This is a genomic window from Simiaoa sunii (assembly GCF_014337175.1).
Lineage (GTDB): Bacteria > Bacillota > Clostridia > Lachnospirales > Lachnospiraceae > Acetatifactor > Acetatifactor intestinalis.
Genome location: NZ_CP060633.1, coordinates 2,858,746 through 2,879,991, shown reverse-complemented (window position 1 = coordinate 2,879,991; position 21,246 = coordinate 2,858,746). Strand labels below are relative to the sequence as shown.

Sequence of the window (21,246 nt, the reverse complement as noted above, 5' to 3'; positions counted from 1 at the left end):
GAATAAACAAGGTCACAAAAGTGTACCAAAATGAAAACAGGAAGGAGGCATTTGATGTTGCATTTCCTCTTTCTGGATATTAGTCGAAATTGGGTTACAGACAAAAGGATATAATATGGCATCTATGCAATAAAAATATGCTCCGATAAAATCTAAATTTTGAGAATAAACTTTTCTATAGAAAGTTCTATGTTATAATAAGTTTATACTAATAGAAATGGTAAATAGAAGAAAAACAAAACGAAAACTTAATGAATTTAGATAGGAGCGTTTGTGTTGAGAAAAGATAGTGAAAAATTTTTGGAGATACTTTTGGGAAAAAGAGGAAAGTTAGGTCAAGATGCTATAAGTTGTGGCATAGATGAATTTATGGAAATACCTAATGTTAAATTTAATGCTAAAGCAATATTAGATGATTTGAAAATGTGTGGTTGTATTACGAATGCTAGTTCAATGTATATTAGCGGCAGGTTGGATATTTATTTAACAATGGTAGGTATAGATTATTTTCAGGATAAAGAAAAAAAGTATCAGGAGGTATGTATGAGCAGTAATACAAATAATTTTTATGGTAATGTAAGTAATATACAACTTCAGCAAGGAAATGTTAATTCGATACAAACACAAACGGTTACTGCTGTAGAAACACTAGATTTTGATAGGGTTTCGGAGTTCGTTACAAAAATAAAGAAGTATGATTCTTTGTTAGAAGATGAGTTTGGGGATAAAGCAATGGAAGTTAGACAAAAAATAACAGAAATTGATGCTTTAGTCCAAAAGAAAGAAAATCCTAGTAAAGTGAAAATGCTTTTAATGGATTTGAAAAATTTATCTATTGGTGTGACTGGAAGTCTAATTGCGACAGGGATTGTAGAAGGAATAAAATTACTTTTTATATAAGAGGAATGAATTATGAATGGTATTGTTTTGGAACTACAAAAAGAAGCTATGGATAAAAAAGCAGATATAGAATCTTTATTAAGAAAATCATACGTTATTGCACGTAAATTGAAGCTGCCAGAATTTCAAGAATGGATACAGTGTGAGCAAGAAGGATATGGGAAAAAAGAGGTTCCTGAATATAGAATGATACAGGGACAATTGAAAGCATTAAATCCTGTAAGGGGATGGATTCCGGTTGTGATGGATTCTGCAGTAGCTGAAAGCGCTTTTACGAAAACAAAATTGCAAAATTCAGTTTCAGAGCTATATGATTTATACCAAAATGCTGAAAGCTCAATGTTAGTGATGAATTTACCTGCTGAGAGGAATAAGCATGTAGCAAAGTGTTGTGGATTTAATACTCAATTTAGATTAGAATTTGGAAAAAATCAAATATATTCTATTTTAAGTAGAGTGAAAAATAATATTTTAGATTGGGCTTTGACGTTAGAAGAAAGTGGAATAGTTGGGAGAGATTATTCATTTTCAGAAGAAGAAAAAAAGATTGCGCAAGAAAAAACAGAAATAACAAATTATATAACAAATTTTTGGGGAACAGCAACAGATGTGCAAATGCAACAGGGAAACGTAGATTCATTACAAGATAAGTAGAAAAAACATAAGAAAAATTTTGATTACGAATGAAGGAATAAAAAATGGGAGAAGTTACTAATCAGTATTCTGCAGAAGAGATAATAGAAAAATACCACAAACATATCCATAATTATAATAGTATTATCGAAGAATTAAAAAATATTATGGAAAACGCATATATAAAAAAGCAGAATATTGGTGATTTTTTTGAGTTACACCTTCGTTTTTGTGTAGAAGCGGTTAATGTTTTGAGTGAAGCTATAGAAACAATTCAGAATGATATGGTTAATGAAAGCATGTGTATGCGTTTAGAAGGATTATTTAATAGTTGCGCAAGAGAACATAAGGATTTAGAAGATGTATATAGTAATGTGAAATATAATGATGAAATTTGTGGATATGAAGATGTACTTATAAGATTACGAGATGAATGTGAAGACATGGAATATTGTGATGAAACAGTTAAATTTGTTAGGGCAACAATTCGAAATACTATTAATGCTAATAATTTTTATGGAGATGTTAAAAATATACAAATTCAGCAAGGCACACGAAACTCATTACAAAAAGCTTGCGAATCAACATATAGTATGCGAGACACTATAATTGAAAAGGAAAGAACTTCTGTTAAAGAAATTTTGAAAAGTAAAGCATATGAAGGAATAGTAGCCTGCGTATTATTTGCAGTTGCATCAATACTTTATAATGTACTAACAAAAGAGATGCTTGAAAAAATACAGAGCAGTACAAAAATATTTTTGCTGTTTACTATGGCCATTTTTTTTGTGTTTGGAATAGGTTTATTGATTATATGTGTTTATGATATCATAAATATGTTACCTTTGATGACAAAAGGTGCTTTTGTAGAATTAGAATCTAAGATTGAGTGGCTAGACAAATTCCTTGCTTTTTTTCAAAAGTCAGATGAGTTAGTACAAAAAGATATAAGAACAACGGGAAAGTGCTACAAGAATATAGATGGAGTAATCTATAGAATAAAAGGGAAAAAGTGTCCATACTGTGAGACGCAGCCAATAGGAGAAATGTTTTTAAATTACTCCAATTATAAGAAAATGTATTTTTGGGAATGCAATCAAAACCAATCACATGTAGTTGAGTTTGATTATAAGAAGAAAATATAGCAATTATTATTGATAACAGCATAGAGCTGACAAAATAGTAAATCAACGGTATAATACCCTTGCAAGGTCAAATTCTCCTTATCCTATGGCAACGCCCTTTATCCTCAAGGGGCAAAAATCTTTAGCCTAGGGAATGAATAAAATAACGAGAAAATAAAGACATTGTAGAGCGGAAAAACCGTTCTAGGAGGTCTTTTTCTTTTACTTAAAACCATGGAGAAAGCCTTGAAAATAGAGGAATATCGAGAGATAAGAGAGAAGAAATAGAGAGCAAGCCAAGACCTTGAAGGAAGTCCTAAAATGCCTTGAAAGAGAAAATAGGTGAGGATAAAGGATTTTGCCTTTTGAGGATAAAGAGGGTTGTCTGAATATAAATGTACATGAGCCAAGAAATGCCGAGTTTACAGCGTTTCTTGGCTCGTTTTTGGTTGTGTGACAATCAAATGACAATAATTTTTGAAATTAGTATTTATCTTAACAAAATGGTAAATCTAAGTCATCGTCTTTAGAAACCTCAAGTATGATAAGAAGTATGTTCCGAATAAATAGCTCTTTCATTTCATCGGATAATGTATCATAAAAGTTTAGCAATTCGATAAATGGTGTCTTATCTAAATCATATTTGACATTTTTATAAAATGTAATCTTAGTTACTCCGGAAATGTGATTCAATAGTGATAATAAGTTTACTGTACTTTGGAAGGCAGAACTTTTAATATGTTCTCTATATTTGTTATCTAACCATTCTGCTATGATTTCCTTTGTTGGCAAATTTTTTGGATAGAAATGTAATATAACACTTTCGCTGAGCATTTTTTTGAAAAAGTCAAGGGAAAAGTTATGTGGAATAATAACAGTGTCACTCTTCTGAACAAATTTTTTGAGTTCTACAGCATCTGAGAATCTTTTTTCTGGCTTGAGTGATAGACAGATTTTCACAGCTTCCTTTAATTTGAAGGTACACTCAGATTCGTCTATTGAATCTGTTGAATCTGGATTATAGTCATCAAAAGTATTTCCGGTAATAAGTGTATATAGAATAGCACCAATACAATAGACTTCAGTGCGAAAAGTGTATTTTTCATTTGGAATGACAAATTTACGTTGTATGTCTTTGTATTTGGTATCGTAGTTTGTATCATCAGCATTTCGGGCAAAACCAAAGTCGAGAACTTTAATCTCGTTTGCTTTGGTTACCATAACATTTGAATAACTTATATCACGATGCATATCTGTTTGTGAATGAATATATGACATTGCATCAATATATTGATAGCAAAGAGTATCTATTAAAGCCGGGTTAAGAGGTTTGTTTGAAAGTACAAAATCGGATAGTCTATCTCCAGAAATATATTCCATCTTTATGTATGCACTTTCGTCACCAAGAAAGCCATAATCAAATGCCTTAACCACATTAGGGTGGGAGTAACTCAATAATTTTTTCCCTTCTCGTAAAAATCTTTTTTTCATGATCTCTGGGCTGCTATTTTGAAAGATACTTGGCTCATATATTTTTACCGCAATTAGTTCTTCTTTTTCTTCATCATAATATTTGTAAACAGTACCAAAACCACCATGACCTATATTGTTGGTTGAAGAACGATCAATTTCAATGCTTGTTGTTATAGTAATTTTATCATCTGTCATAGAGGTTGCATTAGTTACAGGGGAGATATGGTTCTTTGCAATGATTTCTAAGGACATAATAAGATAATCATCTTGGTTACCATGAATCTTAGAACATAAAGAGTATAAAGGATCTTTGTATTTTTCTAGTTCAATACGGTCCTCAGGTGCACAAAAAATCACGAGATTACGTTCATATGTGTTCCAAATAACTCTGGTAAAGTAACTGGTATCATTGAATTGAAATTTTGAATTTTGTAGTATTGATTCTACGAGTGGGGAAAACTCACTATTTCCTTTTATGTTTGCAATAACATCTTGTCGAAATTCTTCGGCAGTATACATGATATATTTCCTCCTTGTATAGATTTTGCATGTTAATTATCGCTTTCGTCTTGTGATTTAATAATATCTGCCGCTGTATCTATAATTTTTTCATTGTCTTTATCGTCTAATGCACTTAAATCACCTTTAATAAACATTTTGTATGCTCTGTTTGCAATAACTTTGGTTTCTACTAAATCAAATCCCCCACCAATGACGCCGCCAACAACAGGGACTAATTTAGCAATATTGATAATTCCCTTTTCTCCAAATTTGGTTAAGAATCTAAATCCTACCTTCTGATTGATTTTTGTTAAAACAGTACTGGGAATCTTTTTTACCATAGCAGTTGTAAATTTAGTTCCAAATTTTATGCCGGCTTGTTTGATTATTTGATCAATAGAAATGCCTGCAAGACAAGCATAAACTAATGTTTGTACCTGATCGCTGCTAGTATCATAACCACCCATATATGCAAGGCAAGCAATCATACGCATTTGAACATACATTACACTGCTGACATTTGCAGGAATGGTGACTGGTAATGTAATAAGTCCGCCTAATCCGGTTACAAATCCTGAAGTTGTACACTTGGCAACTTGATAATTTACAAATTGTCTTGCTGCTTTTTCTGTTGAATTATTTTTTGATAAGTAATCGTTTGCTAAAACATCAATAGGTTGACTTAGTTTAGGGATGCCGTTTATGGATTTTTCATATAATGCATCCAATAGTTCCATTATTTGATTTTGATTCATTTCCATATGTCGAATTCTCCTTTATCTTTTTTAGAGACAATGTAAATTTAGCGAAAGTTATTCCTTCTTCGGTTTCCTTTTCCTCTTCACATAAGAGAAATCTGGAAACAAGTCTTTTAACAATTCAGCAGTTTCTTCTGCATCGTCATCCTCGTTCATATTCTGAATAAGTAACTGGTCGTCATCATCAAGATTCAGCGAAACAGTATACTCTTTATTCGGACCTGTTGGGTTCATTGGATATTTTACCTCTTTGAGGTAATACTCTGTTTCGGATATTTCATCATTTTCCAGCTTGTCTCGTAAACGAGCCCAGTATTCAACTATCTTTCGGAAGTTATCAAGGTCTTCCTGTGGACGGGGACCGGCACTTGGAAGTCTCTCCTTAAATTTGAAACATACTTCACCATCTTTCATAGTAGGTCGTAATCCATATGCCCATTCAATGTCAAACAGTACATGAAGTGCACTGAAAATATTTGCCACATCAGGGGCAGATAATGCATAAAAGCTGACCCCCAGATTGTTTGCAATATTTAATAAAGTTGCTTCATCGGGATATCTGTTTCCAAGTTCATAGTTTCTGATGGTGGATTCGTTTAATCCACATTTATCTGCTAATTCCTTTTGCGTCATGTCAGATGCAATTCTGAAATTTCGAATCAAATAGCCTACCCGGCTGGTGAAATTTTCGCCCATTTTTACTGCTCCTTATTCGTGGAATGAGTGTTGTAGAATGCATGAAGATACGAGGTACAAACCATGCATATACAATTAATACTTAATATGTTTTCTGCGAAGGCAAAAACTCGAAAAAACTTCGGTTTTCCTCGTTCGCGGGCGCGTTCTCATGGTGCTTTGCCGCTTGTTTATGCTTCGCATATTAATCGTCAAAACTCCATGCTCACTTTTGTCTTCGCGTACATTATAACACCAACAGTGCAAAAGTGAAATGTTTTTTGCTAAAAAGTATTGACAGTACAAAAATGAACTGTTAATATAAAGCGCATCAAAACAGTTCAGAAATGAACTGAATAATAAAACAAAAGAGAGGAGGCATTAGCTTATGGAGAACAAGAGATTTTTGACCGCGCAGGACGTCATGGAAATGCTGGGAGTTTCACTATCGTATTCCTATAAACTGATACGACGGCTGAATGCAGAACTTGAGGCGGATGGATTCGTGACAATAAAAGGACGTGTCAGTACACAGTATTTTCTGAAACGAATCTACGGGCTATCTACGGATAAGGAGGTGGGATAGATGGCGGTTATCAAGAATAATAAGACCGGAATGTGGGAGGTGAGAACCTATTATAAGGATTTGACCGGAGCAAGAAAACAGAAAACCAAGAGGGGCTTTGCCAAGAAGAGCGAAGCCCATGAATGGGAGAGGAATTTCAAACTGAAAGAGGATCAGAGTATCAGTATGAGTTTCAAAAGTTTTGTGGATATTTATCTGACGGATTTAGAGCTAAGAATAAAACGCAATACTTTTCTGACAAGAGCGACAGCTTTCTTGATGAAGTGAAACGCTCCTACACTGACCTTATCAATATTTATGTCAAAGATGACAAGCAAAAGCTCAAAGTTTTTGACAGAAACGGTGTGTATCTGCCTACGAAAAAGATTGGCAAGAATAACCCAAAAGCGGAGCAGATACGCACAGATAATCAGTACCGTACCATGTGGAATCAGACTGTGGACAGAGCACTAATTAGCGGTGTGCCGGAGAGGCAGATTTTGGAAGTGAAGCAGAGCGAAATCGGACAGAAAGTAAAGGCTTCCATTCAGAAGTCGGGAAGAAATCCGGCACTGCTAAAAAGCCTGATTATGACCGCTATTTTTCTCATTGGCAAGGTGTTCAAAATGGTTTCACAAAAGGCAGATAAGGGCATAGAAACAGTTATTAAAGCAGAGCCGGAGCAGACACCTGTTAAGAGGGGAAAATCGTTTGTAAAAGTCAAGAGTGAGTCTGTGCCAGAAATGCCTAAGAAGTCTAAAGTGTACCCCTTGTCAAGGACAAATTAAGAAGAAGGGATTTGTTCTTTCTAACCAGTAGATGGCTATATCAGTTTGTTTTATTACCTTCTTCATCATACATATCCATAGAAGGGATTTTTCCCTTAATCGGATATATGCCTGTTGTTATATATTTATAGTATTCATTGGGAGAAAGCTTCGCTAATTCCCACTGATATCTATCATTGTTATAATAATCCATCCAATCGTCAATAATGGCACGAACCTCGCTATATGTTCCACATTCTTTTAGCCTGTCTCCTATATGATCCTTCATACGTCCAAAGAAACTTTCCTGAGGTGCATTGTCCCAACAATTTCCTCTTCTGGACATAGACTGTCTTAAGCCTTTATCTTTGACAAGTTGTATAAAACTGCAACTCGTATAATGGCACCCTTGATCACTATGTAAGATTGTTTTAGTTGTAAGGGAAACTCCATGCTTTTCTATCATCAGGTTGACTGTTTCCAAAACAAAATCCACTTCTAAAGATTCGCTTAACACATACGATAAAATTTGTTTTGTAAAGGCATCTATAATTGTTGATAGATAGCAGAATCGACCATCAAATGGAACATAGGTTATATCCGTAAGCAATATCCTTCTCGGACCATATTTTTCAAACTCCCGTTTCACAAGATTATCAGCAACACTATTCGTCTTTATCGCCTTTGCCATCCTTCTGTAAGGGTTTGCCTTTCTTATGTTACATATAAGACCATATTTCTTCATCAACCGTCTTATTTTCTTGACATTCATAACGATTGGCGGATTCATATGTAACAATCTCATATAGATTCCTTGAGCCCCTTTATCATAACCTCTGAAGCTATATGCAGCTAATACCAATTCAAAATCGGCTCTATCCTGTGCTTCTTTTTCTGCTCTTTTATCCGCTGAATGTACCCAGTTGTAATAACCGGATCTTGATACTCCTGCTATTTCACAGAGCATCTTAACTGACAATGTATTATTTGCTTTATTTATCGTCTCATGGATGATTTCAAATTTGCTTTCTGAAGTCTCCATGACTAATCTCTCTTCCTCGAATTGTCCGCAATAATAATTTTTTTTAAAAACTCTACTTCTTGTCTTAGATACAAAAGCTCGTTCTGCATACGTTCTATGGATTGCGGTGATGACAAGTCCTCTTCATTTGTTGCTTTCATAGGAATTCTTTTTTGTCTGTTTTCGCCCTCGGTAAAGCCATTGCCCGATAGAGCCTGACGCTTTATTCTTTGCACAATGTCATCTATCTGTTTTTGTCCAAAGTACTCTAGATTATATCCAAAATCCAGAAGAATTTTTCTTGGAGCGTTACCAGCCTGATAGCTGATCCAAAAATCTTCTTTAAATTTAGCTGTAAAATAAAGCTTGTTCTTTGTCACATTAAGTGTGTACGGGTTAGCTTTGAGTTCCCTAATTTGTTTCGGTGTGTATTCTTTCATATTTCCTCCGATAGATACTTTTATTATACATCATCTACCAGAAGAAATCCCTTCTTTTATTGTCCACTAACCAGGATTTTATCCTTTCTTCTTGTGTCCATTTTTAAGGAGCCCTTCTTCTTATCGTGTCCACTTTATGGGGTATATTTTAGTTGTCAGACAGAAAATAGTACTACAAGGGAACAGTAAACGGGAACAGCGCTTTAATTGTGGAAAGAAGGTGGAATAAATGGGAGTCGGAGTAAAAGTAAATGTATGGGGAGACTATGCATTGTTTTCGAGACCCGAACTCAAAGTTGAACGTTACAGCTATGACATCATCACGCCCTCAGCGGCACGCGGCATTTTGGAAGCTATATACTGGCATCCGGGAATGCGGTGGATCATCGACAAAATCTATGTCAAAAACCCTATCCAATTTACAAGTGTACGACGAAATGAAGTAAAAAGCAAGATCCTGGCAAGCAATGTATTGCAGGCATACAATGGTGCAGACAAACCATTGTATATCAGTACAAAGGAGGACATTGTACAGAGAGCATCACAGCTGCTCTGCAATGTAAGCTACACCATCGAGGCTCATTTTGAGATGACAGAGAAAGCCAATACTTCTGATAATCCCGGAAAGTTCAAGGACATTATCATGAGACGGCTACGTAAAGGTGAATGCTTCCATGCTCCATATTTTGGCTGCCGGGAATTCCCTGCCAATTTTGCTCTCTGTGAGGAAGAAGAGATTCACACCGCCTATGATGTAGTAGCAGAAAAAGATCTTGGCATCGTGTTGTTTGACATGGATTACAGTGATCCGGAAAATATCAAACCTATGTTTTTCCGGGCAGTAATGCGTCAGGGCGTGGTGGATCTGAGAGATTGCGAGGTGCTACGATGATATTACAGGCACTGGTAAAGTATTATGAAAATCTGGCGGAGCAGGGAAAAGTTTCCATGCTTGGATGGTGTCATGCAAAAGTGTCCTACGAAATCCATTTGTCTTCAGAGGGGGATATCATAGGTATTACCTCCCGGAAAATAGAGGATATGCGTGGCAAGAAAGCAGTATGGGTACCGGCAAATCTCGTCGTACCGGAGATGGTTACCAGATCCTCCGGCGTGGCAGCAAATTTCCTGTGCGACAATTCCAAGTACATGCTGGGCATTGATGCAGAAGGGACGAACCCGCGTGTAATGGATTGTTTCCAGGCGACAAAAGAAAAACACGGACAGATCCTGCAATCTGCACAAGGGAAAACAGCCCGGGCAATTTTAGCCTATTTTGAAAAATGGGATCCGGAGAAAGCTGCGGAACATCCCGTGATCCGGGAGAACTGGGAAGAGTTGACAGAAGGCGGCAATCTTATTTTCTCCGTGGAAGGGCAGGAAGCACAGGATGATCCGGAGATTCGTGATTGCTGGGAGAATTATCGGGCACAGAATGACGGAGAAGATAACGGCATTTGTCTGGTTACCGGTAAAAAAGCTGAGATATCACGAATCCATAAAGCAATCAAAGGAGTACCCGGGGCACAGTCCAGTGGAGCTGCACTGGTGTCATTCAATGCACCGTCATTTGAGTCTTACGGAAAGGAACAGAGTTACAATGCACCGGTGGGAAAATATGCGGAATTTGCCTATACCACTGCGCTGAATTATCTGTTGTCCCAGCGAGACTACACTTTTTCCATGGGAGATTCCATGATAGTGTACTGGGCGGAAAGCGGTAAAGAGCAGTATCAGAAATGCTTTCTGAATATGTTTAGACCCACGAAGGATAACCAGAAAAAATTGAAGGACATTTTCGACAGTTTGAAAGAAGATACGAAAACCTATCTGGAAGATGCGGAGATGGATCCCAAACAGAATTTTTACATACTGGCATTGGCGCCAAATGCAGCGCGATTGTCAGTCCGCTTTTTCTATATGAATTCTTTCGGAAACATTATACAGAATATAGCTGACCATTATGAACGGCTCAAAATCATAAAACCGACATGGGCGGAGCAAGATTATCTGGGGATTCGTGACATGCTGAATGAAACAGTGAATCAGAAATCAAAAGATAAGACACCGGCTCCGGACATGGCTGCGCAGGTATTGCAGGCAATTTTATCCGGTGGGCGATATCCGACAAGCTTATATGCGAACACTCTGATTCGTATTCGGGCTGAGAGTGGGGATAAAAAAATAAGCTGGGGACGAGCAGCAATCATTAAGGCGTATTTAATAAAAAACTATGATTGTATGAAAGGAGAAAAATTTATGGGACTGAATAAAGACTGCAATGATGCAGCCTATGTGTTGGGCAGATTGTTTTCTGTATTGGAAACTATACAGAAGGAAGCAAATCCGTCAATCACAACAACAATCCGTGATCGCTATTTTAATTCCGCTTGTGCAACACCTGCGGTTATTTTCCCGGTGCTGATCAAACTGAAAAACAGCCATGTGAAAAAGCTGGAACGGGATAAAGGCGGTACAAAAGTCTATTACGAAAAAGAATTGACGGAAATTATGGGAAAACTGGATGATTTCCCGAAACGTTTGTCGCTGGAGCAACAAGGACAGTTTGATCTTGGCTACTATCATCAACAGCAGGAAAAATATAAAAAAGGGGAGGACAAATAAATGAGTGAAGTGATCAAAAACAGATATGAGTTCGTAGTATTATTTGATGTGGAGAATGGCAATCCCAACGGAGATCCCGATGCTGGAAATATGCCAAGAGTGGACCCGGAGAGCGGACTGGGTCTGGTAACGGATGTCTGCCTGAAACGTAAGATCCGTAATTATGTCGAGACTGTAAAAGAGGATGCTCAGGGGTATAAAATCTACATTAAAGAAGATATACCGTTAAACCGCAGCGACAGAGAAGCCTGTGCAGATATGGGAATCACCGAAACAGATGATAAAAAGGTGACGGAGGAACTCAAAAAGCTAAAGAAAAATGATCCCGGTGTAGATCTTAAATTGAAAGACTATATGTGCCGGAATTTCTATGATATCCGTACTTTTGGAGCCGTAATGACTACGTTTGTAAAAGCATCGCTGAACTGCGGGCAGGTGAGAGGGCCTGTGCAGATCGGATTTGCAAGAAGCATCGATCCGATCATCAGCCAGGAAGTAACCATCACCAGAGTTGCTATCACCACAGAGAAAGATGCGGAAAACAAGAATACAGAGATGGGAAGAAAGACCATCGTCCCTTACGGTCTGTATCGTGCAGAAGGCTATATTTCCGCAAATCTGGCACGGAAAATAACCGGATTTTCCGAAGACGATCTGGAACTGTTATGGGAAGCAATCCTTAATATGTTCGAAGTGGACCATTCCGCAGCGAGAGGCAATATGGCGGTACGGGAACTGATCGTATTCAAACATAGCAAAGAGTTGGGTGACTGCCCGGCATATAAATTATTCGATGCCGTAGAAGTGAAGAAAAACGAGGATGTGGAATATCCAAGAAAATATCAGGATTACACAGTTACCGTTCACGAGGAGCAGATTCCTGATTCTGTGGAAGTGAGAAGGATGAATTAATGGAATATGCAGAAGATGATTATCTCATGATATCCGGGATCCAGCATTTCAGATTCTGCAAAAGACAGTGGGCACTGATCCATATAGAGCAGCAGTGGGCTGAAAATGAACATACGGTCATTGGTGAATTGATGCATAAGAAAGCACATGATCCATATCTTACCGAGAAAAGAAGAGACACGATCATAGCGAGAGCATTACCCGTGGCGTCCAGAGAAATGGGCGTCACGGGTGAGTGTGATGTGGTGGAATTCCATAGATGTGAGGATGGAATCCGCCTGCACGGGCACAGGGGTAATTTTTCGGTATATCCGATCGAATACAAGAAGGGAAAGCCGAAGATCACAGAGGAAGACAAATTACAATTAGCGGCGCAGGCAATGTGCCTGGAAGAAATGTTTTCCACACAGATTCCGGAAGGTGCACTCTTTTACGGAGAGACAAAACGGAGGGAAATCGTGGAGATCACGGAAGAACTTCGCAGCGAAGTGCGGGAGATGTTTCAGGAAATGCATCAATATTATGAACGGCGGTATACACCGAAAGTAAAGATGGGAAAGCACTGTACTTCTTGCTCTTTAAAGGAACTTTGTATGCCCAGACTCGCAAAAACCGGTTCTGTGAAAAACTATATGGATCAGGCACTTATGGAGGAAAACGTATGAAAAAATTATTGAATACGTTATATGTTACTTCCGAAAACAGTTATCTGGCGTTAGATGGTGAAAATATTGTTATTTACGATGATAAAAAAGAACTTGGCAGAGTTCCGCTACATAATCTCGAGGGAATTGTATCGTTCGGATATCGGGGAACCAGTCCGGCACTTATGGGTGCCTGTGCAGAACGAAATATTTCTCTGTGTTACATGACTCCCCAGGGAAAATTTCTGGCACGGGTCACCGGAAAAGTGAGGGGCAACGTGATCCTGCGGGAACAACAGTATACCAGCAGCAAAGATGAACTGGTGGGATTGGAGATTGCTAAAAATTGTATCCTCGGAAAAGTACATAATGCCAGGTGGGTTCTGGAGCGGGCAGTCAGAGATCATAGTATGCAGATTGATGCAGAGCAGGTAAAAAAGGCATCCGAAATGCTGAAAAATTCTTTGATGTTGATTCAGAACAGTACCTCCGGGGACGAACTCAGGGGATATGAAGGAGAGGCAGCCAGTATTTATTTTAGTGTGTTTGACGAATTGATTCTGCAGCAGAAAAAAGATTTTACATTTCAAGGCAGGAATAAAAGACCGCCCTGCGATAAAATGAACGCAATGATGTCTTTTGTGTATACATTACTGACAAATATGGAAGCATCTGCACTGGAGTGCGTAGGGTTAGATCCCTGCGTGGGATATCTGCACACAGAGCGTCCGGGCAGAGCATCGCTGGCACTGGATATGATGGAGGAACTAAGATCCGTGCTGGCGGATCGCTTTGTGCTGTCGTTGGTAAATAAACGGATGATCACAGCTAAAAATTTTACCCAAAAAGAAAACGGCGCGGTTCTGCTGGATGATGCTGGACGAAAGATAATACTGACGGAGTGGCAGAATCGTAAAAAGGAGACCATAACGCATCCCTATTTGCAGGAAAAAGTGGAATGGGGCATGGTTCCTTATGTGCAGGCAATGCTGCTGGCACGATTTCTACGTGGCGACTTGGACGGCTATCCTGCATTTCTATGGAAGTGAGGTGTGGTATGTTAGTATTGATCACATACGATGTCAACACAGAAAATGCAGCCGGCAAAGCAAGGCTGCGAAAAGTGGCAAAGCAATGCGTCAACTATGGCAGAAGAGTTCAGAATTCTGTATTTGAATGTATTTTGGATAATGCACAGAGCATTGCGTTGAAAGCAACACTTGAGGATATCATTGATACAGAAAAGGACAGCCTTCGCTTCTATTACCTGGGGAATAAATACCAGACCAAGATAGAACATATTGGAGTGGATAGAGGAATAGCTCTGGATCAGCCACTGATTTTGTAACTGATGCGAAAGCCAAGCATACATAAAATGCCTGGGGGATTCGCACCTTATAAATTATGCGATTTATTGAAATAACATACAAAGATATTTTTAATTAAAATAATTTGTTGTTAAGATTAAATATTTTAGACAATTTTTGCTGAGAGAAAAGAGAACTTTTTGGCGAAAATTGCTGTCGCTCCCCTCGTGGGAGCGTGGATTGAAATTTCAGTTGTCTCAGTGGTTTCAGTGGTTTCAACGAGTCGCTCCCCTCGTGGGAGCGTGGATTGAAATGTTGCAGCATAATCATAATGCCCCAGGAACACACGTCGCTCCCCTCGTGGGAGCGTGGATTGAAATACCGTGTTGGATGTAAGCAGACGTTCCGGATCGCGTCGCTCCCCTCGTGGGAGCGTGGATTGAAATTGTACTACATTCCTGTAAACGGTGCGGATCTGGATGGGTCGCTCCCCTCGTGGGAGCGTGGATTGAAATCCATTTGCTAAAGTGCTGTAAAAGAAGATTGTGCGTCGCTCCCCTCGTGGGAGCGTGGATTGAAATACAGGTAGGAACTTGTGTTGCAATCGTGGTTATCGTCGCTCCCCTCGTGGGAGCGTGGATTGAAATACCGAAGGAATGCCTTCAAGACCATTTATGTACGTCGCTCCCCTCGTGGGAGCGTGGATTGAAATCCAGTGGGCAACTCCTGATCCGGTTGCTGAGTGGGTCGCTCCCCTCGTGGGAGCGTGGATTGAAATCTACCGCAGCAATGGTACACGCATTTGATACCGAGTCGCTCCCCTCGTGGGAGCGTGGATTGAAATAGTAAAAGGCGGTGGAATATGGGCGGTTGTTGCCGGTCGCTCCCCTCGTGGGAGCGTGGATTGAAATGTTTCCATAAATGCATCATCACTTTTTAGAGCTGTCGCTCCCCTCGTGGGAGCGTGGATTGAAATCGGCTGGGGGAGCTTGGCTGCTTTGTGATTATGCGTCGCTCCCCTCGTGGGAGCGTGGATTGAAATGTAATACTCTGGCACTGTCAGTCACTATTTTCCGTCGCTCCCCTCGTGGGAGCGTGGATTGAAATCAGCAAGTATTTCGCACATATACTCGGTTATACCGGTCGCTCCCCTCGTGGGAGCGTGGATTGAAATTGCAAAATGATATAATAATCATATCAAAAAAGAGTCGCTCCCCTCGTGGGAGCGTGGATTGAAATACAGAAAACATACAGAAGCACAGCACGGTTTAGGTCGCTCCCCTCGTGGGAGCGTGGATTGAAATCGTACCTATATATTTAACATCATAGTTAGCAAAAGTCGCTCCCCTCGTGGGAGCGTGGATTGAAATTGAAATGGTCGCCATCGGCTCTGCCTGGCTGCTCGCCGTCGCTCCCCTCGTGGGAGCGTGGATTGAAATCTGGCGAAGCCCTCTTTCGTACACGCTGTTAATGTCGCTCCCCTCGTGGGAGCGTGGATTGAAATCTGTCACCGTATCCGGTGGCAATGCGGAAGCGATGTCGCTCCCCTCGTGGGAGCGTGGATTGAAATGCTAACCAGTACGACATGAAGGATGAAGCAGGCAACGTCGCTCCCCTCGTGGGAGCGTGGATTGAAATCTGTTATAGCATTAACAGTACTTTTGGATGCCGGTCGCTCCCCTCGTGGGAGCGTGGATTGAAATACCGTGTTAGATGTAAGCGGACACTCCGAATCCCGTCGCTCCCCTCGTGGGAGCGTGGATTGAAATTAGCGTATCTTACGGTATCATATTCTAGATCATAGTCGCTCCCCTCGTGGGAGCGTGGATTGAAATCGCTGATCCTTTGCATATGATCTACGCATGGTCTCGTCGCTCCCCTCGTGGGAGCGTGGATTGAAATAAGAACAGGTGATATACATCCACTCTGATCTCATGTCGCTCCCCTCGTGGGAGCGTGGATTGAAATATACCGATCCAGCCCTGCTCCAGAACCGACCGTTGTCGCTCCCCTCGTGGGAGCGTGGATTGAAATAAGATTCTAAAGAAAGGAGATACAACACTATGGGTCGCTCCCCTCGTGGGAGCGTGGATTGAAATTACCCTACACAAGAAATTTGCCGGTGCGCATAGGTCGCTCCCCTCGTGGGAGCGTGGATTGAAATTCTGCTCTCTCGGAAAAGGTGGTTGCTGTCAAGGGTCGCTCCCCTCGTGGGAGCGTGGATTGAAATATCCACGGCACGCATACGGTCAGCAACCGCCACGTCGCTCCCCTCGTGGGAGCGTGGATTGAAATGCCAACTGTGTATATTCGTGTTTGGCGATGCCCTGTCGCTCCCCTCGTGGGAGCGTGGATTGAAATCAGTCATGGTATTATTTATTTGAAGAGAACAAATGTCGCTCCCCTCGTGGGAGCGTGGATTGAAATTAAAATGCATCAAAATTGCGTGCGTCTCTCATTTGTCGCTCCCCTCGTGGGAGCGTGGATTGAAATCCTGAGGTTCCCGGTATCTATGAAGCTGATCTGGTCGCTCCCCTCGTGGGAGCGTGGATTGAAATTGCTTTACGAAGCGATTGACGCATTGATCCAGCAGGTCGCTCCCCTCGTGGGAGCGTGGATTGAAATATATACCAGTAAATCGAATTTTGAATCAACTGGCGGTCGCTCCCCTCGTGGGAGCGTGGATTGAAATCTGGCGAAGCCCTCTTTCGTACACGCTGTTAATGTCGCTCCCCTCGTGGGAGCGTGGATTGAAATCAGAATATCAAAACAGCAATCGAAACCAATAAACGTCGCTCCCCTCGTGGGAGCGTGGATTGAAATTGCCATCATGGCGTTAAATTTCTCCTGGGACATAGTCGCTCCCCTCGTGGGAGCGTGGATTGAAATAATGTTAGTCCGTATGACGACGAAGGACGTAGCGCGTCGCTCCCCTCGTGGGAGCGTGGATTGAAATCTTTTCCGGCAATTCCCCACGGCGCTTGTCCGCCGTCGCTCCCCTCGTGGGAGCGTGGATTGAAATTCCTGGGACATATCAAGCGCGGATTGTACGTCTTGTCGCTCCCCTCGTGGGAGCGTGGATTGAAATATAATAGCATTTGCAACCGCCGGAATGGCCGTTGTGTCGCTCCCCTCGTGGGAGCGTGGATTGAAATTGGTTGGAATCCAGGATCAGAACCCGAACCGCCGTCGCTCCCCTCGTGGGAGCGTGGATTGAAATGGTAAAATCACCGAGAATAATGTGGTGTATTACAGTCGCTCCCCTCGTGGGAGCGTGGATTGAAATCAACCATGAGGGATACTACTGTTCTACGTGTGCCGTCGCTCCCCTCGTGGGAGCGTGGATTGAAATAAAACGTTGCAAATACATACATCGACTATCTGAGTCGCTCCCCTCGTGGGAGCGTGGATTGAAATACATGATAAAATTAAAGACGTGCTTTCCACGATCGTCGCTCCCCTCGTGGGAGCGTGGATTGAAATCGAAAAATAATTATGACTATTCCAGTTTAGAAAGTCGCTCCCCTCGTGGGAGCGTGGATTGAAATATGGTCTTCTTAAAAAAAAGGTCATTACCTACTAGTCGCTCCCCTCGTGGGAGCGCGGATTGAAATACATGGCAACGGAAATGCCGGAGGAAGTGCAGCGTCGCTCCCCTCGTGGGAGCGAGGATTGAAATAGCGGCATGTTAAAGCGCATCCACTCGGCATACTCGTCGCTCCCCTCGCGGGAGCGAGGATTGAAATCTGGAACTGATGATCCTATATTATCCGATAGCAGTCGCTCCCCTCGCGGGAGCGAGGATTGAAATTGCTCCATCTCATCCAGCTTGTCCTCCGGGTAGTGGTCGCTCCCTTCGCGGGAGCGAGGATTGAAATAATAAAGTCGGCAAGGAATGGGGCAAGGACTTTGTCGCTCCCCTCGTGGGAGCGCGGATTGAAATTTTACATTCCCGGGAACCCGTGTTATATTGAACGTCGCTCCCCTCGTGGGAGCGCGGATTGAAATAATTCGACGCTGATTCCTAAGCCACTGATTACGTTGTCGCTCCCCTTGTGGGAGCGCGGGTTGAAATCCCACCTGGGCACCACGTAGAGGGTATGGACAAGGTCGCTCCCCTCGCGGGAGCGCGGATTGAAATTGTTGGCAAGATTTTGGAGGATGCCCGGAAGCGGTCGCTCCCCTCGCGGGAGCGCGGATTGAAATTTGCAAAAGACCAAGAATATGCCGGATAAGGAGGCGTCGCTCCCCTCGCGGGAGCGCGAATTGAAATCTATGATACCAACTTCATCCCGCTGGACTTCGATTGTCGCTCCCCTCGCGGGAGCGTGAATTGAAATCATATCGTACTCGGTCTGCTCGCCGAGAAGAGTGGTCGCTCCCCTCGCGGGAGCGTGGATTGAAATGCTTGTGGGCGCTGTCCTTGGTCACAAGGCTAACCGTCGCTCCCCTTGCGGGAGCGTGGATTGAAATCGCTTACAAGCTGTTGGGTTATAAGAACGTGTACGTCGCTCCCCTCGCGTGAGTGTGGATTGAAATGTCACCTACATGAATACCAAAATCCTCACGGGCGTCGCTCCCCTTGCGGGAGCGACGATTGAAATAGAAAAGACAATCGTATATAATGTACTGTGTGATTACATAGAAGGAGGACATTTAATTGAGCAAGACGGTCAGGCAAAGCGATTGGGCAACGGAAACGCTTATGGAAGCCCCATTTTGGAGAAACGGAATGACACCGGAAGAATACGAGATGGAAAACAGATATTTGAGTAAAAATTTTTATAAGCAAAAAGATGGAAACTATATGCCACTTTGGATGCAAGAAGAGAACATGAAAGCATAATTAGTTCTTTGGATTTTTTCATTTACAGACAAGAAATGCTTTATATTGAAATCAAAACAGATTGTAATCATTTCTTATACTATTCTATTTTATGTCTGATATTGTATAGCATGTTGATAATTACGATATCTTTTAAAGTCAGTTTTAACAGAATCTATTTATATTTCCTATGTCACAATTTGAATTTTTAATGTTATAAATATCACATGATTTTTGCGTAAATTTGCGTATTTTGCTATTGATTTTGTGTAATGTTGTGTATAATATAAAAGGAGAGAAGAATGCATCCACGAAAGAAAACAATTAAAGAATTGGAAAAGAACGGTTTTATTTTTAAAAGACATGGAGCAAGTCATGACCTGTATTTCAAACCGAATACCAAGCAGACCATTCCTGTAAAACGTCATGATTTTAATGAAAATGATATGCGATATATTTTGAAAGAAGCAAATATAGAAGGAGGTAAATGATATGCAATACACATATACTGCTGTTATTACCGAAAAAGACGGCACTTTCTATGCGAAGATTCCGGATGTGGACGGGTGTATTACAACAGCACCGACTTTGACAGAAGCGATTGCACTTATTACAGATGCATTGAATCTTTGTCTTGTTGGTCTGGAGGATGAAGAAATTACTCCGAATGAGCCTACACCCCAGGCAGAGATTCCTCATTTACCGACAGATATTCTTACGATCATCCAGGCAGATACGATTAAATATCGCAGCATGACTGACACCAAGGCGGTCCGAAAAAATGTCTCGCTTCCGGCATGGATGTCCAAACTTGCCGATAAACGTGGAATCAACTGTTCAAAAGTACTGCAGGAAGCACTTACCACAAAACTTTTATAAAATCAGTATTTTTACAAAGGAGGTCCTCCCCATGTCCCACCCCATCCAATCCGAAGCCCATCTCACGACCTTCGAAGCCATCAGCATGATCGTCGGCAACAGCATCGGTACCGGCATCATCGCCGTTCCGTATCTTGCCACGAAGAACAGCATGATGGATGTCGTGTGGATGGTATTGATCGCCTATTGTGTGAACGTGATCTTGCACCTGATCATTGCCGAGCTGTCTTACAATAACGGTGGTGTCCAGCTGGTGAAAAGCTTTGAGGGAGAGCTGTTTCATGGGAAAATGAAGCAGATCTTCAGCTGGAGTGTATTTATTGTCTATGGGCTGGCAATTATGATTGGTGTCAGCGGCAATATCAACGGCGGAGCACAGATTTTTGTGAACTGGTTTGGAATGCCTTTTGTGGCGGCGCAGGTTTTGTACTATGTGATCGCCGGAGTTGTGGTATTTATCGGAATGAAAGCCGTGGGCATCGCGCAGAAGTACGCAGTCATTGTCCTCATGGGAATTGTGGCAGTGATGACGGTAGGCACATTTATGCATCCACTGAATTCTTTGCAACGGGCACAGTTCCACTGGAACAATCTGCTGGCGCTGTACAGCATGGTGGTATTCGCCACTTCTGCCAATCAGGCAGTGATCCAGGTGGTGAAAGGTCTGGATGGCAACGCGAAACAGATCCGCCGCTCCATCTTCATCGGTTTTGGGCTTTCCTCAGTGTTTGTTCTGATCGTAACGGGCACGGTTCTCCTGGGAACCAAGGGAGCGCTGGAAAAAGAACTGGCATACATGCAGTTGGGAGAGAGTATCGGTACCTGGGCAATGATCCTGGCAGGCATATTTTCCTTGTTTGCTTTACTTACCACGTTCTGGAGCAATACTCTCGCCCTCCGCGATGTGGTTCATGAGCAGATCGGCAGCGGCAACCGCATCAGCTGGCTGATCGCCACAGTCCCCTGCATCCTGTTTGCTGTGTTTGGCGTGAACAGCTTTATCGTTCTGACCCGGATTATGAGTGGCGTTGTGGTACTGGTGAGCATCATGCTGGTGCTGACCTATGGAAAGTCCAGGAAAAAAGCCGGCAGCAGTCCTATCTGCGGCGTGATCGGCACAGTGCCGTTTCAGGTGCTGATGGTGCTGTCTACGCTGCTGTCTGCAATCGGTGCGTTGATCCCATTGAGCTGATTTCA

Annotated in this window: 20 protein-coding genes, 1 pseudogene and 1 CRISPR repeat array; of the genes and pseudogenes, 16 read left to right on the top strand and 5 right to left on the bottom strand. The window is 41.6% G+C overall.

Going from position 1 to position 21,246, the window contains the following annotated elements:
• The first annotated feature begins 273 nt into the window (after positions 1-273).
• From H9Q77_RS13360 to H9Q77_RS13350, 3 genes are read left to right on the top strand one after another with little or no spacing between them, the layout of a single operon-like run.
• Positions 274-900, top strand: a complete 627-nt coding sequence (locus H9Q77_RS13360) for a hypothetical protein (RefSeq protein ID WP_249325864.1) — start codon at positions 274-276, stop codon at positions 898-900.
• Positions 901-912: 12 nt separating this feature from the next.
• The gene (locus H9Q77_RS13355; RefSeq protein ID WP_249325863.1) at positions 913-1,554 is read left to right on the top strand and encodes an AbiTii domain-containing protein; all 642 of its coding nucleotides are present in this window, start codon (positions 913-915) and stop codon (positions 1,552-1,554) included.
• A 44-nt stretch (positions 1,555-1,598) separates the two neighbouring features.
• The gene (locus tag H9Q77_RS13350) at positions 1,599-2,678 is read left to right on the top strand and encodes a hypothetical protein (RefSeq protein WP_249325861.1); all 1,080 of its coding nucleotides are present in this window, start codon (positions 1,599-1,601) and stop codon (positions 2,676-2,678) included.
• A gap of 474 nt (positions 2,679-3,152) precedes the next feature.
• Here the strand turns inward: H9Q77_RS13350 and H9Q77_RS13345 are convergent, their stop codons facing one another.
• The 3 genes from H9Q77_RS13345 to H9Q77_RS13335 are packed head-to-tail and all read right to left on the bottom strand — an operon-like array spanning position 3,153 to position 6,085.
• Positions 3,153-4,649: a serine/threonine-protein kinase gene (locus tag H9Q77_RS13345; RefSeq protein WP_249325860.1), complete on the bottom strand. Its 1,497-nt coding sequence runs from the start codon at positions 4,647-4,649 to the stop codon at positions 3,153-3,155.
• A 32-nt stretch (positions 4,650-4,681) separates the two neighbouring features.
• A complete protein-coding gene (locus tag H9Q77_RS13340) occupies positions 4,682-5,392 on the bottom strand; it encodes an EcsC family protein (RefSeq protein ID WP_118669765.1) in 711 nt (236 codons plus the stop codon).
• A gap of 51 nt (positions 5,393-5,443) precedes the next feature.
• Positions 5,444-6,085 (bottom strand): helix-turn-helix domain-containing protein, encoded by a 642-nt coding sequence (locus H9Q77_RS13335; protein WP_118669766.1) that lies wholly within the window; start codon positions 6,083-6,085, stop codon positions 5,444-5,446.
• A gap of 367 nt (positions 6,086-6,452) precedes the next feature.
• Here H9Q77_RS13335 and H9Q77_RS13330 point away from each other — a divergent pair, with 367 nt between their 5' ends.
• The 3 genes and pseudogenes from H9Q77_RS13330 (at position 6,453) to H9Q77_RS13320 (ending at position 7,417) form a co-directional block, all read left to right on the top strand.
• Positions 6,453-6,650, top strand: a complete 198-nt coding sequence (locus H9Q77_RS13330) for a DNA-binding protein (RefSeq protein ID WP_118669767.1) — start codon at positions 6,453-6,455, stop codon at positions 6,648-6,650.
• Positions 6,651-6,749, top strand: a pseudogene (locus H9Q77_RS13325) (Arm DNA-binding domain-containing protein); the annotation flags it as partial. It abuts the gene before it with no gap.
• Positions 6,750-6,772: 23 nt separating this feature from the next.
• Positions 6,773-7,417, top strand: a complete 645-nt coding sequence (locus H9Q77_RS13320; RefSeq protein WP_249327180.1) for a hypothetical protein — start codon at positions 6,773-6,775, stop codon at positions 7,415-7,417.
• Positions 7,418-7,457: 40 nt separating this feature from the next.
• Here H9Q77_RS13320 and H9Q77_RS13315 read toward each other — a convergent pair whose 3' ends face one another.
• Positions 7,458-8,438, bottom strand: coding sequence for an IS3 family transposase (locus tag H9Q77_RS13315; RefSeq protein ID WP_118552497.1), 981 nt, complete (start codon positions 8,436-8,438; stop codon positions 7,458-7,460).
• Between the two features lie 2 nt (positions 8,439-8,440).
• Positions 8,441-8,857, bottom strand: a complete 417-nt coding sequence (locus H9Q77_RS13310; RefSeq protein ID WP_118552499.1) for an HTH domain-containing protein — start codon at positions 8,855-8,857, stop codon at positions 8,441-8,443.
• 229 nt (positions 8,858-9,086) lie between these two features.
• Here H9Q77_RS13310 and cas5c point away from each other — a divergent pair, with 229 nt between their 5' ends.
• The 10 genes from cas5c to H9Q77_RS13260 all read left to right on the top strand — a co-directional run bounded on the left by cas5c (position 9,087) and on the right by H9Q77_RS13260 (position 21,241).
• Complete coding sequence (cas5c, locus tag H9Q77_RS13305) at positions 9,087-9,749, top strand: type I-C CRISPR-associated protein Cas5c (protein ID WP_249325858.1); 663 nt, start codon at positions 9,087-9,089, stop codon at positions 9,747-9,749.
• Entirely contained in the window at positions 9,746-11,482 is a 1,737-nt protein-coding gene (gene cas8c, locus H9Q77_RS13300) for a type I-C CRISPR-associated protein Cas8c/Csd1 (protein WP_249325857.1), read from the top strand. Before cas5c ends, cas8c begins: the two co-directional genes overlap by 4 nt.
• Positions 11,483-12,394 (top strand): type I-C CRISPR-associated protein Cas7/Csd2, encoded by a 912-nt coding sequence (cas7c, locus tag H9Q77_RS13295; protein ID WP_249325856.1) that lies wholly within the window; start codon positions 11,483-11,485, stop codon positions 12,392-12,394. It begins immediately after the preceding gene.
• A complete protein-coding gene (gene cas4, locus H9Q77_RS13290) occupies positions 12,394-13,059 on the top strand; it encodes a CRISPR-associated protein Cas4 (protein WP_249325855.1) in 666 nt (221 codons plus the stop codon). Before cas7c ends, cas4 begins: the two co-directional genes overlap by 1 nt.
• Positions 13,056-14,087, top strand: coding sequence for a type I-C CRISPR-associated endonuclease Cas1c (cas1c, locus tag H9Q77_RS13285; protein WP_249325853.1), 1,032 nt, complete (start codon positions 13,056-13,058; stop codon positions 14,085-14,087). Before cas4 ends, cas1c begins: the two co-directional genes overlap by 4 nt.
• A gap of 8 nt (positions 14,088-14,095) precedes the next feature.
• Positions 14,096-14,386: a CRISPR-associated endonuclease Cas2 gene (gene cas2 / locus H9Q77_RS13280; RefSeq protein WP_249325852.1), complete on the top strand. Its 291-nt coding sequence runs from the start codon at positions 14,096-14,098 to the stop codon at positions 14,384-14,386.
• 174 nt (positions 14,387-14,560) lie between these two features.
• A CRISPR array of direct repeats spans positions 14,561-18,949; the repeat unit is 32 nt; unit sequence GTCGCTCCCCTCGTGGGAGCGTGGATTGAAAT.
• A 56-nt stretch (positions 18,950-19,005) separates the two neighbouring features.
• Positions 19,006-19,191 (top strand): hypothetical protein, encoded by a 186-nt coding sequence (locus H9Q77_RS13275; RefSeq protein WP_249325850.1) that lies wholly within the window; start codon positions 19,006-19,008, stop codon positions 19,189-19,191.
• A 281-nt stretch (positions 19,192-19,472) separates the two neighbouring features.
• Positions 19,473-19,661: a type II toxin-antitoxin system HicA family toxin gene (locus tag H9Q77_RS13270; RefSeq protein WP_118550041.1), complete on the top strand. Its 189-nt coding sequence runs from the start codon at positions 19,473-19,475 to the stop codon at positions 19,659-19,661.
• Between the two features lies 1 nt (position 19,662).
• A complete protein-coding gene (locus tag H9Q77_RS13265) occupies positions 19,663-20,049 on the top strand; it encodes a type II toxin-antitoxin system HicB family antitoxin (RefSeq protein ID WP_249325849.1) in 387 nt (128 codons plus the stop codon).
• Positions 20,050-20,080: 31 nt separating this feature from the next.
• A complete protein-coding gene (locus tag H9Q77_RS13260) occupies positions 20,081-21,241 on the top strand; it encodes an aromatic amino acid transport family protein (RefSeq protein ID WP_118545777.1) in 1,161 nt (386 codons plus the stop codon).
• The last annotated feature ends 5 nt before the right edge of the window (positions 21,242-21,246 follow it).

What these genes read in the sequence shown, in the direction of transcription:
- H9Q77_RS13310 (WP_118552499.1), bottom strand. Translation starts at nt 8,857, where the DNA reads ATGAAAGAATACACACCGAAACAAATTAGGGAACTCAAAGCTAACCCG.
- H9Q77_RS13355 (WP_249325863.1), top strand. Translation starts at nt 913, where the DNA reads ATGAATGGTATTGTTTTGGAACTACAAAAAGAAGCTATGGATAAAAAA.
- cas4 (WP_249325855.1), top strand. Translation starts at nt 12,394, where the DNA reads ATGGAATATGCAGAAGATGATTATCTCATGATATCCGGGATCCAGCAT.
- cas7c (WP_249325856.1), top strand. Translation starts at nt 11,483, where the DNA reads ATGAGTGAAGTGATCAAAAACAGATATGAGTTCGTAGTATTATTTGAT.
- cas8c (WP_249325857.1), top strand. Translation starts at nt 9,746, where the DNA reads ATGATATTACAGGCACTGGTAAAGTATTATGAAAATCTGGCGGAGCAG.
- H9Q77_RS13320 (WP_249327180.1), top strand. Translation starts at nt 6,773, where the DNA reads ATGGGAGAGGAATTTCAAACTGAAAGAGGATCAGAGTATCAGTATGAG.
- cas1c (WP_249325853.1), top strand. Translation starts at nt 13,056, where the DNA reads ATGAAAAAATTATTGAATACGTTATATGTTACTTCCGAAAACAGTTAT.
- H9Q77_RS13350 (WP_249325861.1), top strand. Translation starts at nt 1,599, where the DNA reads ATGGGAGAAGTTACTAATCAGTATTCTGCAGAAGAGATAATAGAAAAA.
- H9Q77_RS13260 (WP_118545777.1), top strand. Translation starts at nt 20,081, where the DNA reads ATGTCCCACCCCATCCAATCCGAAGCCCATCTCACGACCTTCGAAGCC.
- H9Q77_RS13265 (WP_249325849.1), top strand. Translation starts at nt 19,663, where the DNA reads ATGCAATACACATATACTGCTGTTATTACCGAAAAAGACGGCACTTTC.
- H9Q77_RS13340 (WP_118669765.1), bottom strand. Translation starts at nt 5,392, where the DNA reads ATGGAAATGAATCAAAATCAAATAATGGAACTATTGGATGCATTATAT.
- H9Q77_RS13345 (WP_249325860.1), bottom strand. Translation starts at nt 4,649, where the DNA reads ATGTATACTGCCGAAGAATTTCGACAAGATGTTATTGCAAACATAAAA.
- H9Q77_RS13330 (WP_118669767.1), top strand. Translation starts at nt 6,453, where the DNA reads ATGGAGAACAAGAGATTTTTGACCGCGCAGGACGTCATGGAAATGCTG.
- cas5c (WP_249325858.1), top strand. Translation starts at nt 9,087, where the DNA reads ATGGGAGTCGGAGTAAAAGTAAATGTATGGGGAGACTATGCATTGTTT.
- cas2 (WP_249325852.1), top strand. Translation starts at nt 14,096, where the DNA reads ATGTTAGTATTGATCACATACGATGTCAACACAGAAAATGCAGCCGGC.
- H9Q77_RS13335 (WP_118669766.1), bottom strand. Translation starts at nt 6,085, where the DNA reads ATGGGCGAAAATTTCACCAGCCGGGTAGGCTATTTGATTCGAAATTTC.
- H9Q77_RS13270 (WP_118550041.1), top strand. Translation starts at nt 19,473, where the DNA reads ATGCATCCACGAAAGAAAACAATTAAAGAATTGGAAAAGAACGGTTTT.
- H9Q77_RS13315 (WP_118552497.1), bottom strand. Translation starts at nt 8,438, where the DNA reads ATGGAGACTTCAGAAAGCAAATTTGAAATCATCCATGAGACGATAAAT.